Source organism: Planctomyces sp. SH-PL62, from assembly GCF_001610895.1.
Classification (GTDB): Bacteria; Planctomycetota; Planctomycetia; order Isosphaerales; family Isosphaeraceae; genus Paludisphaera.
This window is the reverse complement of record NZ_CP011273.1, coordinates 150,488-162,768: the sequence shown is the minus strand read 5'-3', so window position 1 is coordinate 162,768 and position 12,281 is coordinate 150,488. Positions and strand designations below refer to the sequence as shown.

Annotated in this window: 10 protein-coding genes; 4 read left to right on the top strand and 6 right to left on the bottom strand. The window is 69.4% G+C overall.

The features are described from left to right. Nucleotides 1–87: 87 nt before the first annotated feature. On the top strand, nucleotides 88–762 hold the full coding sequence (locus VT85_RS00640) for a DUF1080 domain-containing protein (RefSeq protein WP_156512593.1): 675 nt from the start codon (nucleotides 88–90) through the stop codon (nucleotides 760–762). A 114-nt stretch (nucleotides 763–876) separates the two neighbouring features. On the opposite strand, the gene VT85_RS00635 is transcribed toward VT85_RS00640, so the two are convergent. From VT85_RS00635 to VT85_RS00625, 3 genes are all read right to left on the bottom strand, one after another. After that, nucleotides 877–2,970, bottom strand: a complete 2,094-nt coding sequence (locus VT85_RS00635) for an FAD-dependent oxidoreductase (protein ID WP_082858253.1) — start codon at nucleotides 2,968–2,970, stop codon at nucleotides 877–879. Between the two features lie 39 nt (nucleotides 2,971–3,009). Next, nucleotides 3,010–4,152 carry an alpha/beta hydrolase family protein gene (locus tag VT85_RS00630; RefSeq protein ID WP_197491018.1) on the bottom strand — a complete coding sequence of 381 codons (1,143 nt, stop codon included), beginning with the start codon at nucleotides 4,150–4,152 and terminating at the stop codon, nucleotides 3,010–3,012. Nucleotides 4,153–4,636: 484 nt separating this feature from the next. Next, nucleotides 4,637–5,623 (bottom strand): GGDEF domain-containing protein, encoded by a 987-nt coding sequence (locus VT85_RS00625; RefSeq protein ID WP_068409256.1) that lies wholly within the window; start codon nucleotides 5,621–5,623, stop codon nucleotides 4,637–4,639. Between the two features lie 275 nt (nucleotides 5,624–5,898). Between VT85_RS00625 and VT85_RS00620 the strand changes: the two genes are divergently transcribed. Continuing rightward, nucleotides 5,899–7,281 (top strand): Gfo/Idh/MocA family oxidoreductase, encoded by a 1,383-nt coding sequence (locus tag VT85_RS00620; RefSeq protein ID WP_156512592.1) that lies wholly within the window; start codon nucleotides 5,899–5,901, stop codon nucleotides 7,279–7,281. A 56-nt stretch (nucleotides 7,282–7,337) separates the two neighbouring features. On the opposite strand, the gene VT85_RS00615 is transcribed toward VT85_RS00620, so the two are convergent. Further along, nucleotides 7,338–7,595 (bottom strand): GlsB/YeaQ/YmgE family stress response membrane protein, encoded by a 258-nt coding sequence (locus VT85_RS00615; protein WP_068409254.1) that lies wholly within the window; start codon nucleotides 7,593–7,595, stop codon nucleotides 7,338–7,340. 46 nt (nucleotides 7,596–7,641) lie between these two features. Then, on the bottom strand, nucleotides 7,642–8,613 hold the full coding sequence (gene trpS, locus VT85_RS00610) for a tryptophan--tRNA ligase (RefSeq protein ID WP_068409252.1): 972 nt from the start codon (nucleotides 8,611–8,613) through the stop codon (nucleotides 7,642–7,644). Between the two features lie 505 nt (nucleotides 8,614–9,118). On the opposite strand from trpS, the gene VT85_RS00605 reads away from it, so the two are divergent. Both VT85_RS00605 and VT85_RS00600 read left to right on the top strand, forming a co-directional pair. Continuing rightward, the gene (locus VT85_RS00605; protein WP_068409250.1) at nucleotides 9,119–9,550 is read left to right on the top strand and encodes a hypothetical protein; all 432 of its coding nucleotides are present in this window, start codon (nucleotides 9,119–9,121) and stop codon (nucleotides 9,548–9,550) included. A 108-nt stretch (nucleotides 9,551–9,658) separates the two neighbouring features. Beyond that, complete coding sequence (locus VT85_RS00600; protein ID WP_068421162.1) at nucleotides 9,659–10,702, top strand: DUF1559 domain-containing protein; 1,044 nt, start codon at nucleotides 9,659–9,661, stop codon at nucleotides 10,700–10,702. Nucleotides 10,703–10,795: 93 nt separating this feature from the next. Here VT85_RS00600 and VT85_RS00595 read toward each other — a convergent pair whose 3' ends face one another. Beyond that, nucleotides 10,796–12,238: a sulfatase gene (locus VT85_RS00595; RefSeq protein WP_068409248.1), complete on the bottom strand. Its 1,443-nt coding sequence runs from the start codon at nucleotides 12,236–12,238 to the stop codon at nucleotides 10,796–10,798. Nucleotides 12,239–12,281: the final 43 nt, after the last annotated feature.

The window sequence follows — 12,281 nt, the reverse complement described above, 5'->3', positions numbered from 1 at the left end:
CGGGGCCTGCCGAGATTGATCGTCGCGCCCTCGCGCGATAAGCTCGGGTCTGTTGCCGACCGGACACGATCCCGAAAGGATTCCAACATGATGCGCCTGGGCATGAACATCTTCACGAGCCTGATATTCGCTCTCGCGATCGGCGTCCCCTGCTTCGCGGAGGCGCCGGCCGAGGGCAAGCCGCTGTTCGACGGGAAGAGCCTGGACGGGTGGGAGCACGTCGGCCCGGGTCGGTTCGTGGTCGAGGACGGCCAGCTTCGGACCGAGGGCGGGATGGGGCTGCTCTACTATTCGCGCGAGAAGCTGGGCGACTGCACCATCAAGGTCGTGTACAAGCTCGGGACGCCCCGATCGAATTCGGGCCTCTACATCCGGATCGCCGAGAAGCCGGCCGATCCCTGGTACGCCGTCCACCACGGCTTCGAGGTCCAGATCGTCGACGGCGGCCGGTCGGCCCGGGGCGCGGGCTCGGTCTACACCTTCGCCGACGCCAAGGCCCAGCCCGGCAAGTCCGGCGAATGGAACACGCTCGAAGTCACGCTCAAGGGGAACCGGATCTCCACCGCGATCAACGGCACGCCGGTCGCCGACTTCGACTCTTCCGAACTGAAGCCCCAGGCCAAGGAAACAACCGGCGAGGGCGACCCCGCGCGCGGCCCCAGGCCGGAGACCGGCTACATCGGCCTGCAGAACCACGACAAGGATTCGATCGTCTTTTTCAAGGAAGTCTCGGTCCGTCCGCTGGCCAAGTCCGCCGACTGACCCCCGAGTCGTCTCGACGATTACCGCGAGCTTGCGGACGTCGGCGAGCCGCCCGCGATACGGCCCGGTCCCGATCATCGGGCCGGGCCGTCGCGATTCGGGAGGCGGACGGCCTTACGGGTTCGAGCCCGCCGGCACGGCTTGCACGGCGTCGACGACGACGTGGCCGTCGGTGGCCTCGTTGGAGATGACGACCTCGGCGGGGGCGTCGGGAGTGAGCCGGAAGACGCCGAGGGGTTGGAAGGGGGGGGCGGCGGGCGCCTTGCGCTGGTCGACGTGGACGGTGTGGGATCCGTCGGCGTCGCGGATGGCGACGGGGACGGCGCGGGCGCGGTTGGGGCTCGCGGTATAGGACATGCGGACCTCGTAGCGGCCCGGCTTATCCACGCTCAGGACGAAGCGGGCGGAACGGGCGCCCTTGGCCTCGTTGTCGTCGTGGAGATAGTGATCGCCGACGTACGGCGCGAGGGCCGAGCTTCGGCCCCAGTCGCCGGTGAGCTGGGCCTGGGGGTCGTCGAGGACGACGCCGGGGAGGCTGGCGGCGTCGACCGGCGGCCTGGGTCGGGGGCCGGTCCACTTGAGGACCTGGCCGTCCTTCAGGAGCTGCGCCTGGAGCGCCGGGACGTCGATCCGCTGGACCGGCTTGCCAGCGTCGATGGCGAGGCTCGCCGCCGTGGCCGCCGACTGGCCGAGCACCATGAACACGGGCTCCATCCGGATCGACCCATAAGCGATGTGCGAGGCCGACAGGCAGACCGGCACGATCAGGTTCGAGCACTGGGCCTCGGTCGGCACGATCGAGCGATAGGCGATGGGGTAGGGGGGGAAGCCGCCGACCTCCACGTCCCCCTCGTTCCAGGCCTTGCCGTCCTTGACGAACCGCTGGACGTTGTGCGAATCCATCGTGTAGGCCGCCAGCGCGACCGCGTCGTCGACCACGGACCGCCCCTGGCAATCGTGCTGGGTCATGACGTGGTCGGAGATCATCCGACGCGCCTCGCGGACGTAAAGCTGATGCGGCCAGCCGCCGGTGTCGAGGAACTCGTCCTTGCAAAGCCCCCAGCGGTTCACGTCGGCCCGAACCTCGGCCGGCACGCGCGGGTCGTTCGCCAAAAACCAGAGCATCCCCTGGTGATAGGTGACGTGCTCCTGGAAGATCTCGGCGCGGCGAGCGTAGTCGCCGTCGGGATAGTCGTAATTCATCCCGATGTTATCGGACGAGAAGCCGCCGTAATTGTTGATGTCGGTCTTGCGATTCGGCATCGGCGTATTGAGCTTCAGGACGTCCCACACGCCGGCGTTGATGTAGCGCAGGAGCAGTTCATAGCGGAGCGGATCATAGCCCTCGGGTTTGGGGAGCGGGAGCTGGTTCTCCGGGACGTCGGTCAGGCAGACCCGGAAGTTGTACGCCTGAACGCGACGGTCCCCCTCGCCGTTGACGCCGGGGGAGCCGCCGTGGACGCCCGGCAGCAGCCCGCTCGACGGGTCGCCGGGGACCTTGTAAGGGTCGACGTCCTTGAGGAACTGGTGATGCGGGTGGCCGAATTGCACGCCGTTGAGCGTCTCGCCGTAGCGGGCGTTGGCCTCGCGGCCGACGTGATACGAGACCCCGGCCTTCGCCATCAGGTCTCCCTCATAGGTCGCGTCGATGAAGACCGAACCCGCCAGCGTCAGGCCGCTCTCCATCTCGATCGACTCGATCGCGTTCCCCCGCTTGCGGACCCCGGACTTCAGGTCGAGCCGCTCGCCGAATCGGACCGGGATCCTGGCGTCGGCGATCCATCGATTGAGGATGGCCTCGGCGACGTGGGGCTCGAAGGTCCACATCGTATCCTCGCCGGCCGTACTCCGGCGCTCGCCGTACTGGGCGCGGGTCTGCCGGGTCCACGATTCGTCCTTCGCGTAGTGGCGGGCGACCTCGCGATAGAATTCGCGCGAGACGCCGCCGACGGCCGCCTTGTTGCCGATGTCGGTGGCCCCGAGCCCACCGGTGGTCAGCCCCCCCAGACGATTCCCCGGCTCGATCAGGACGACCGACTTCCCCATCCGCGAAGCCTGGACGGCCGCCGCCACCCCGGCCGAGGTCCCGCCGTAGATCACGACGTCGTAACGCGGCGCCTCCGCCGGGGCCTGCCAGGCCCACGCCGGGGCCGCGGTGACGGCGAGGCCCGCGATCGCCGCGAGCCGGATGCACGTTCGTTGAAGCATATCAGCACTTTCCTCGGATTCGCGTGGGGATCGGGAGTGTCAGGGCCTGGCGGCGGCGGGGCGGCCGAACTCGTCGTCGAACAGCTTGTAGGCGGCCTGCCGCATCGCCTCGGGGAAGTCGTGGGCGGAATCGGGGTGCTCGACGCGCAGGTGGTCGGCCGCGCCGTAGAGGTCGAAGACGGGCCTCGCGGCGGCGGCGATCCGGTCGACGCTCCGCCAGTCGAAGTTCGCGTCGCCGAACGGGGCGATGATGAGCGTCCGGCGCGGGGCGAGCGCCCCGATCAGCTCGTGGAAGTCGAACGGGATCTCCGCCAGTCGGCCGCGATAGTCGGCCAGCCGCTTCATGTATCGGGTCTGGCACCAGCCCCGCTCCGGCTGCCAGTTGGCCTCGTCGCCGTGCTTGTAATCCAGGAACGAATCAAGGCCGCAACTGGAGACGACGGCCTTGATCCGATCGTCGAAAACGGCGGTGAAGACGGCGTTGTGGCCGCCGAGCGAGTGGCCGATCACGCCGATCGCGTCGGGACGGACGTAGGGGAGCGAGCTCAGCAGGTCGATCCCCCGGATGTTGTCCCAGACGGCTTTCAGGCTGCCGCTCTCCCAGCCGAGCTTCGCCAGGTCCGGCTGATACTCCGCGAGCAGCGGATAGTTCGGCGCCAGCGTCACGTAGCCGCGCTCCGCAAGCTCGCGGGCGTACTGGCGGTTGGGACGGTCGCCCACGCCGACGACGACCCCCGCGCCGACGACGTTGTCGGTCCCGTGCAGACAGAGAATCGCCGGGACCCGCGCCTGGGGATTTCCGAGGACCGCCTTGGGGATCAGCAGATACGCGGGGACCCGCGAGCCGGGCTCGGACTGATAGAGGATCTTCTTGCGGACGTAGAGGCCGCAGTCGACGGTCTCCTCGGTCGTCGGGTCGAGGGGCGAGCGCCTCGCCTCTCCCGGGAGCCGCCCCATGATCGACTCGACCCCCCGGACGATCTCCGCTCGGCGCTCCGACCAGTCCTCGACCGATCGAACCGGGGCCCGCGCGCCGTCGGCCGTGCGGCGGACCAGCAGGTCCTCGCGCGGCAGCCGCGCCGAAGCCGTCGGGGGAGCCTCGTCCGGACCCGACGCCGACGAGATCGACGAGCCCAGGATCAACAAGACGTTCGCGAACATGATCAAACCGTTGCGTTTCATTCGGCGGCCCCAGGGAGCATGGCGAGTGGCGTCGAGGACGATCCAGGATCGACCAGCCGCCCGGCGCCGTCAAGCGGTCAGGGATGGGGAGCCGCCGGGGTTTCAGCTTGTGGAACGGCCGGCGGGCGGCGTCTCCGGAAGGGCCTCCCGAGGGGATCGATCGCCGCGTTGCATCCGGCGCCCGGCCTTCTCATGGACGGCTCGGATCGATGCGAGGGGCACCAGGCGGGGAGCCCACGAATGAAATCGCCTCGTCGACGAAACGATCGAGATCGTCAAGCGGCCGCAAGCCGACATCGCGGGCCTCCAGGAAACGGGAGGTCTCGCACCCGGGGGGCGCCGCCTCCCGATCGGGCCGCCGAGATCGCCAGGCGCCAGGGACGGCGCCACCGCCGGGCCCCGGCCTCGTCGAGGATCCGGACGCGAGCCGGCCGGAGGGACCGGCGAGCCGAGGGGGTCGGAAAGCGACGGCGTCTCGGGCTCGTCACCCGTCGAAGGCGACGATCCGGTCGCGCCCGGCTTGCTTGGCGGCGTAGAGGGCCCGGTCGGCCCGAGAGACGAGTTCGCTGGGGAGGACGTTCCTGGTCGGGACGATCGTGGCGCAACCGACGCTCATCGTGACAAGCGGGCCGGCCCCCGGCGCGGCGTGCCGCAGCCCCCGGAGCCGCAGCCGTTCCATCGCGATCGCGGCCACGGCGAGGGCCCCGGCGCGGTCGGTCCGGGGGAGGATCGCGGCGAACTCCTCGCCGCCGTAGCGGGCCGCGACGTCCCCGGGCCGTCGGATCGACCCCAGGAGCGTCCGGGCGACCTCGCGCAGGCAGTCGTCGCCGGCGAGGTGGCCGTGGAGGTCGTTGTATCGCTTGAAATGGTCCACGTCGAGCAGGAGCATCGAGAGCGGCGCCCCGGTGCGGACGTGGCGACTCCACTCCAGGCTCAGCACCTGGTCGAAAAGGCGCCGGTTGCTCGCGCCTGTGAGGCCGTCGGTGACGACCTGCGCCTCGAGCGCGTGATTCGCCTTCCGCAGCTCCAGCTCGGCGAGCTTCCGCTCGGTGACGTCGTCGTGCATGACCACGAGGGAGACCTGCGAATCGATGACGAACCGCGTCGCGCGGACGAGGAACCAGCGGGGCTGGGTCGGGGAGTGGCAGGGGTACTCGAGCTGGAAGTCCGGCACGCGGCCCCGCGCGACGTCGCGGAGGCCCCGGGCGACGAGGCGGGCCTCCTCGCAACCGGCGTCGGAAGCTCCTTCGCAGACGCGAAGGTAGTTCATCCCCGGCCCGCAGCGACTCGGGGCCAGCCCGTTCCGGGCCGCGAACTCGCTCCACGCGGCGTTCACCGCGACGATCTCGCCGTCGGGCCGGAGAACGGCGATGTGGGTCAGCAGAGCATCGACGACCCGCTGAAAGTAGTTCGTGGCGCCCGCCCGCTCCGGACCGTCCCTCCGCGGCGAGGCGGCGAGTCGTCTGCTCATGTCCGCTCTGTCCTTCCCGGCTGGATCTCTGGGCGGTGACGAACCCCCCTCAACCGAATCTTAGGTCACGCCTGCCGTCTCGGCGGCCCCCGGTCGCCTCGCCCCTCCTCATCCATCCCCGGCTCCCGCCCGGCGACCCGGGCCGGCTCGCTCGCCCCGCGAAAAAACCTTGGCATCCGGCTCGTCGCGCGCTATGGTGGGCTCGACGCCGATCCCTCCGTGTCGCGACGGATCGGTCGTCCCCGCCCGAACACTCCCTCCCGAGGACCCTGCCGATGTCGCTGAAGCCGGAGATGGATCGTCGCGCGTTCCTGTACGGGGCCTCGCTCGCGGGGTTCGGGATCTTCTGCCAGGGGAGGAACGGCCGGGCGGCGGGGGTCGGGCCGAACGACGTGATCCAGGTGGCCTGCATCGGCGTCGGCGGCAAGGGGAGCAGCGACACCGACCACGCGGGCAACCACGGCCGGATCGTCGCCCTCTGCGACGTCGACGACCGCCCGCTCAAGGCGAAGCTCGATCACTACAAGGACGCCCGGGGGTTCCACGACTTCCGCGAGCTGTTCGCCCAGATGGGCGACAAGATCGACGCCGTGACCGTCTCGACGGCCGACCACGCGCACGCGGCGGCGTCGGTCGCCGCGATGCGGCTGGGCAAGCACGTTTACTGCCAGAAGCCGCTGACGCACACCGTGTGGGAGGCCCGCCTGATGCGCGAGACCGCCCGCAAGCACGGCGTCTGCACCCAGATGGGGAACCAGGGATCGGCCACCGACGGCCTCCGCGCCAGCGTCGAGATCCTTCAGGCGGGCGTGCTCGGCGACGTGGTCGAGGTTCACGTCTGGACCGACCGCCCCCGCGAGTACTGGAAGCAGGCCCCCGCGATCACCGCGAGGCCGGAGGGGACGTTCGAGGTCCCCGACCATCTCCACTGGGACCTGTTCCTCGCCGGAGCCCCCGAACGCCCGTTCGCGCCGGTGTATACGCCGATGCTCTGGCGGGGCTGGTGGGACTTCGGGACCGGCGTCCTGGGGGACATGGCCTGCCACAACACCAACGTCCCGTTCCACGGCCTGAATCTCGGCCTGCCCACCCGCGTCTCGGCCCAGAGCGGCGAGATCAACCCCGAGACGTTCCCCGCCTGGGCGACGGTCGTCTATGAGTTCCCCGCGCGCGGCAAGCTGCCGCCGGTGAAGCTCACCTGGTACGAAGGGGCGAAAGACGGGAAGGTCAACATGCCCCCCGCCGAGCTGTTCCCCGAAGGCTTCCAGCCCGAGTCCAACGGCTGGCTCTGCATCGGCTCGGCGGGGACGATGGGCTCCGCCCGAGGCGAGTCGGTCGGACGTCACCTCTGGCCCGCGGACCGCTTCAAGGACTTCCGGGCCCCCGAGCCGACCCTCCCCCGGATCGAGAAGCTGGGGTCCGATTTCGACGACGCCCACAAGCTCGAATGGTTCCAGGCCATCCGCGCCGGCAAGCCCGAGGCCCCCTTCTCGAACTTCGATTTCGCGGCCGTCCAGACCGAGGCGATCCTCCTGGGCAACGTCGCCATGAAGACCGGCCAGGCGATCGACTACGACGGCGAGGCCGGCCGGATCACCAACAACCCCGAGGCCGACGGGCTCCTCAAGGGGACCTACCGCAAGGGCTGGGAGATCTGACCCAGGCGACGACGCGAGGCGGGGGTTGCGACGAGTCGCTCCCCCCGCCCGCCGCCTCAGAACTTGCGGCCGTAGCGGCCGAGCAGGTAGAGGACCAGGACCGCGCCGACGGTGGCGGAGATCAGGCTGCCGATCAGGTTGGTGGGGCCCAGGCCGATGATCCGAAAGAGGAAGCCGCCGAGGATCGCGCCGAGGCCGCCGACGATCATGTTGTTGACGGCGCCGAAGTCGCGCCCCTTGGTGAGCTGGCCGGCGAGCCAGCCGGCGGCCAGGCCGATGAGCAGGAACCAGATCAGCGAGAAGAGCAGGCCCATTCCATGACTCCTTGAGAGAGAGCAGGGGAGATCGGATCGGGGCCGATCAGCCCAGGCCGCAGGCCGCTCGGGCCCGTTCGAGGATCTGTCGCGCCGTGGCTCGGGCCTTCGTCGCGCCGGCGGCGCGGACCTCGGCCACCCGCTCGGGGTGGGCGAGCCAGTCGGCCCGACGCTCGCGCGCCTCGGCGAAGTGGCCGATGATCGCCTCGCCCAGCCGCGTCTTGACCTCGCCGTAGCCGACGCCCCCCTCGCGATACCGGCGCTCGACCTCGTCGCGATCCTCGGCGGTGGCGAAGAGCTTGAAGAGGCCGAACAGCGGGCAGGTGTCGGGGTCCTTGGGGGCCTCGACGGGGGTGCTGTCGGTCACGAACTTCTTGACCTTCTTCCGGATCGCGCCGGGCTCCTCGAAAATCTCGATCGTGTTGTTGTAGCTCTTGGACATCTTCCGGCCGTCGAGCCCCGGGATCACGGCCACGTTGTCCAGGATGTAGGGTTTGGGGAGCCGAAACACCCCCTTCTTGCCGCCGTACACGTTGTTGAACCGCTCGGCGACGTCGCGGGTGATCTCCAGGTGCTGCTTCTGGTCCTGCCCTACCGGGACGAGGTCGGCGTCGTACAGGAGGATGTCGGCCGCCTGGAGGACCGGGTAGGCGAAGAGGCCGTGCTCGGCCGGCAGGCCCTGCTGCACCTTGTCCTTGTAGCTGACGCACTTCTCCAGCCATCCCATCGGCGTGACCGAGGTCAACAGCCACGACAGCTCGACCGTCTCGGGGACGTCCGACTGGACGAACAGGGTCGCCTTCTCCGGGTCGAGCCCCAGGGCCAGCAGGTCCAGCAGCACGTCGAACACGTACTTGCGCAGCGTCGCCGGGTCGCGCACGCTCGTGAGGGCGTGATAGTCCGCGACGAAGTAATAGGCGTCGTTCGCGTCCTGGAGCGTGATGTACTGCTGGATGGCGCCCAGGTAATTGCCGATGTGCAGCGGGCCCGAAGGCTGAATCCCCGACAAGATCCTCATCGATTCCTCCTCGACCTCGGTCGTGCGTCGCTCGCGCGCGACCGCGCCCAGTTAATCTACCAGGATCGCCCGACGGCGTCCAAGCCGGGCTCCGCGGCCCCCCACGCCCCCCGAGCGGGATGACGCCCCGTCCCTGACCGGGCCTGGACTTGCGGCGAGCGGCGACGAATTCATTCGTCCGCAGCCGCCGACCGCACCGAATCATGAAGGAATTCGGTTATCAAGGGAATCTGATTCCACGCCGAAGAATGTCTTTGACATGGCATCGACGAAGCGGTATCTACACGAGGATCTCTCCGTTTCCTTGGACGGACCGGCGGCCTTCGCGGCCGGTCCTCCGACTCCCGTCCCGGCACTCGGCGGGACGGTCGCATTCCGCTTGCGATCGAGCATGCAAGTTCACGAGGGGCCCCTTGGGTCCGTCGCCGTGTTGCCGCGCGCCCGCTGCGCGGCCGCGCCGGCGGCCCCGCGCGGCAGGAGGTGTGTCATTCGAGCGAGAGCGTTCATGTCGCGGATGTTCGCGTGGTCGGCCGCCGCTTCGGTCCTGTTCGCGGCCGGTTGCGGAGATGGCTCGTCCGACGGCCTGGACCGCAAGACGGTCTACGGCAAGGTCACGCTGGACGGAGTCCCGCTCACCAAGGGGGTGATCACGCTGGACCCGGCCGAAGGCCAGGCCGGTGCCGTGGGATCGGGGGGGACGATCATCGACGGGGCCTACTCGATCGACCGGGCCCAGGGACCGACCCCGGGCAAGTACAAGGTGTCGATCCGATCCGCCGGGGGCGACGCGCCCCAGGAGAAGGCCGCGCCCGGGATGCCCCCCAGGAAGCCCGCGCCGGACCCGATCCCCAAGCAGTACAACGCCGAATCCACCCTGACGGCCGATGTCGGCTCGGGTGGGTCTACCGAGGCCAATTTCGCCCTCACCACGAAGTGAGCGGGCCGCCGCGGGCCGCCTCGTCGGGCGGGCGCGGCGTCTCCATCCTCGTCATTCGACCCTCCGTTTTCAGATCGACGTCGCTAGATAAAGGGACCTTTCATCATGATGGGATCGCGTCGCAAATCAGGGTTCACCCTGATCGAACTGCTGGTGGTCATCGCCATCATCGCCGTCCTCATCGCCTTGCTGCTCCCCGCCGTCCAATCGGCGCGCGAGGCGGCCCGTCGGGCGCAATGCGTGAACAACCTCAAGCAGATCGGCCTGGGGATGCACAATTACGAAAGCTCCAACGGCGCATTCCCCCAGGGGATGCGGGGCTGCTGCTGGGGGTCCTGGCTGATCCCCATCCTGCCGTTCGTCGAGCAGCAGGCGCTGTTCAACGCGTGGAACGCCTCGGGGAACAATGACGCGAGCCTCTCGGCCAGCATCGGCTCGGAGAGTCTGTTCCGGTACGCGGGCGTCGCGAACATCACCGTCACGTCGACCCGCGTCAACGCCTACATGTGCCCCAGCGACGGCAACAACACCCAGACCGTCGGCATCGAGGCGATGGGCATGAAGGTGACGTCGCAGAACTACGTCGTGAATTTCGGCAACATCACCATGCAGCAGGGGAGCATGCAGGGGGGGACGCTCCAGCCGTTCTTCATCGACAACGGCATCCGTTACGAGTTCCGCGGCGCCCCGTTCGGCGACGTCGGCTCCCCCTTCCCGGACATCGCGGCGGGTGGCGGCCAGGGCGCCCGCAACGGCACGATCCGGATCGCGTCGATCTCCGACGGCCTGAGCAACACCATGATGACCTCCGAGGTCCTCGTCGGCGTCTCCACCGCGAGCTGGGACCTCCGCGGCTTCTCGCACTGGGCCTACGCCGCCAACTTCTCCGGCTTCCTGACCCCCAACAGCACGAAGCCCGACTGGATGCAGAGCTCCGGCTACTGCAACTACCCGGCCGCCAAGAACCCGCCCTGCATCGGCGGCCCCGACGGCCTGGTCATCATCGCCGCCCGCAGCAACCACTCCGGCGGCGTCAACGTCGGCTTCTGCGACGGCAGCGTCAAGTTCATCAAGAACTCCGTCAGCCCGCCGACCTACCAGGCCATCGCCTCCACCCAGGGCGGCGAGGTCGTCAGCTCCGACGCCTATTGATCGGCTCGCCCTGAACCGAACGTCGACCTTCCCCTCGCCGGCCCGGCCGCGCCTCTCGCGCGAGCCGGGCCGGCGTCGTTTCGTTCCCGCGTCTCACTCGTCCTCGTCGGCCTGCTTCCGCTGCTTCTTGGTCCTGGCGGCCTCGGGCTCGGGCGTGTGGGGGGTGGGCATGGGGGCCTTGACGTGCTTCCGCCAGTCGACGAGCCTGGCGTGCATCGCCCCGGCGCGATCGGGGTCGGCGGCGGCGAGGTCGCGGGTCTCGCCCGGATCGTCGCGGAGGTTGTAGAGTTCGACCTTGCCGGTCTCGAAGAATTCGAGGAGCTTCCAGTCCCCGTCGCGGATCGCGCCGGCGGGGGTGGTCCGCCAGTCGCCCCGCGCCGCGCCGAGGTAGCCGGGGAAGTGCCAGTAGAGCGCGTCGCGCCCGGGGCGGTCCGCGCCGCCGGTGGTGAGCAGCCGCAGGTAGCCGGTGCCGTCGAGCGTCGACTTCGCCCGGCCGCCGGTGACTTCCATCAGGGTCGGGTACAGGTCGACGCTGTTGACGGGCCGGTCGCTGGTCGCCCCCGCCGGGATCCTTCCGGGCCACCGGAAGATGTAGGGGACGCGGACGCCCCCCTCGTAGAGCATCCCCTTGCCCCCCCGCAGCGGGGCGTTGTCGGTGGCCTCATGGCCGACCCGGATCCCCTCGCGCGAGTAGCCGCCGACGCCGCCGTTGTCGCTCGTGAAGATGACCAGCGTGTCGTCGCCCAGGCCCAGGTCGTCGATCGTCTTCAAGACCCGGCCGACGCTCTCGTCGACGCTGGCGATCATCGCCGCGTAAGTCGGATCGTCATGGCCCCCTTCGGGCCTCGTCCCCACGAACCGCGCCACGATCTCCGGCTTGGCCTGGTACGGCGAGTGGACCCCGAAATGGTGCAGCGCCAGGAAGAACGGCTCGTCCTTGTGGCGGGTGATGAAATCGACGGCCTTGTCGGTGAGGAAGTCCGCGAGGTACGTGCCGGCCGGGTAGTCGACCGGGGGAATCGTCTTGAAGTCGAAGTGCCGGCCCATCGAGACGATCGCCTCGTCGAACCCGCGCTTCGAGGGATGGTGATCGGCGTCCTGGCCGAGATGCCATTTGCCGAACAGGGCCGTCGCGTAGCCCGCCTCCTGGATCGCCTGGGCGAGCGTGAAGGTCTCCAGCGGCAGCTTGGCGACGTTGTCCACCGGCCGGAGCGGCCGGGTGCGCCAGGCGAAGCGGTCGATCGACCCGACGGTGTAGACCCCCGTGCGGGGCCCGTACTGGCCGCTGATCAGGGCCGCGCGGGTCGGTTGGCAGTTCGGCCCGCACGAGTAGCCGTCCGTGAGCCGGATCCCCTCCGTCGCCATACGGTCGATGTTCGGGGTCCGGTAGAACTTGCCGCCGTAACAGGCGACGTCGGAATACCCCAGGTCGTCCGCCAGGATGAACACCACGTTCGGCTTCCGGTCCGCCGCGAGCGCCGGATCGGCCCCGAAGCCGAGGATCGCCGCCAGGACGCCCGCCGTGAGAATCCGCATGTGCCGCCTCATGAGAGCCCGCCAGAGGATCGGGAAAGGTGCG

Coding starts and splice junctions, on each gene's coding strand:
- VT85_RS00640 (WP_156512593.1), top strand. CDS start 88: ATGATGCGCCTGGGCATGAACATCTTCACGAGCCTGATATTCGCTCTC.
- VT85_RS00595 (WP_068409248.1), bottom strand. CDS start 12,238: ATGCGGATTCTCACGGCGGGCGTCCTGGCGGCGATCCTCGGCTTCGGG.
- VT85_RS00635 (WP_082858253.1), bottom strand. CDS start 2,970: ATGCTTCAACGAACGTGCATCCGGCTCGCGGCGATCGCGGGCCTCGCC.
- VT85_RS00615 (WP_068409254.1), bottom strand. CDS start 7,595: ATGGGCCTGCTCTTCTCGCTGATCTGGTTCCTGCTCATCGGCCTGGCC.
- VT85_RS00625 (WP_068409256.1), bottom strand. CDS start 5,623: ATGAGCAGACGACTCGCCGCCTCGCCGCGGAGGGACGGTCCGGAGCGG.
- VT85_RS00600 (WP_068421162.1), top strand. CDS start 9,659: ATGGGATCGCGTCGCAAATCAGGGTTCACCCTGATCGAACTGCTGGTG.
- VT85_RS00605 (WP_068409250.1), top strand. CDS start 9,119: ATGTCGCGGATGTTCGCGTGGTCGGCCGCCGCTTCGGTCCTGTTCGCG.
- VT85_RS00630 (WP_197491018.1), bottom strand. CDS start 4,152: ATGAAACGCAACGGTTTGATCATGTTCGCGAACGTCTTGTTGATCCTG.
- trpS (WP_068409252.1), bottom strand. CDS start 8,613: ATGAGGATCTTGTCGGGGATTCAGCCTTCGGGCCCGCTGCACATCGGC.
- VT85_RS00620 (WP_156512592.1), top strand. CDS start 5,899: ATGTCGCTGAAGCCGGAGATGGATCGTCGCGCGTTCCTGTACGGGGCC.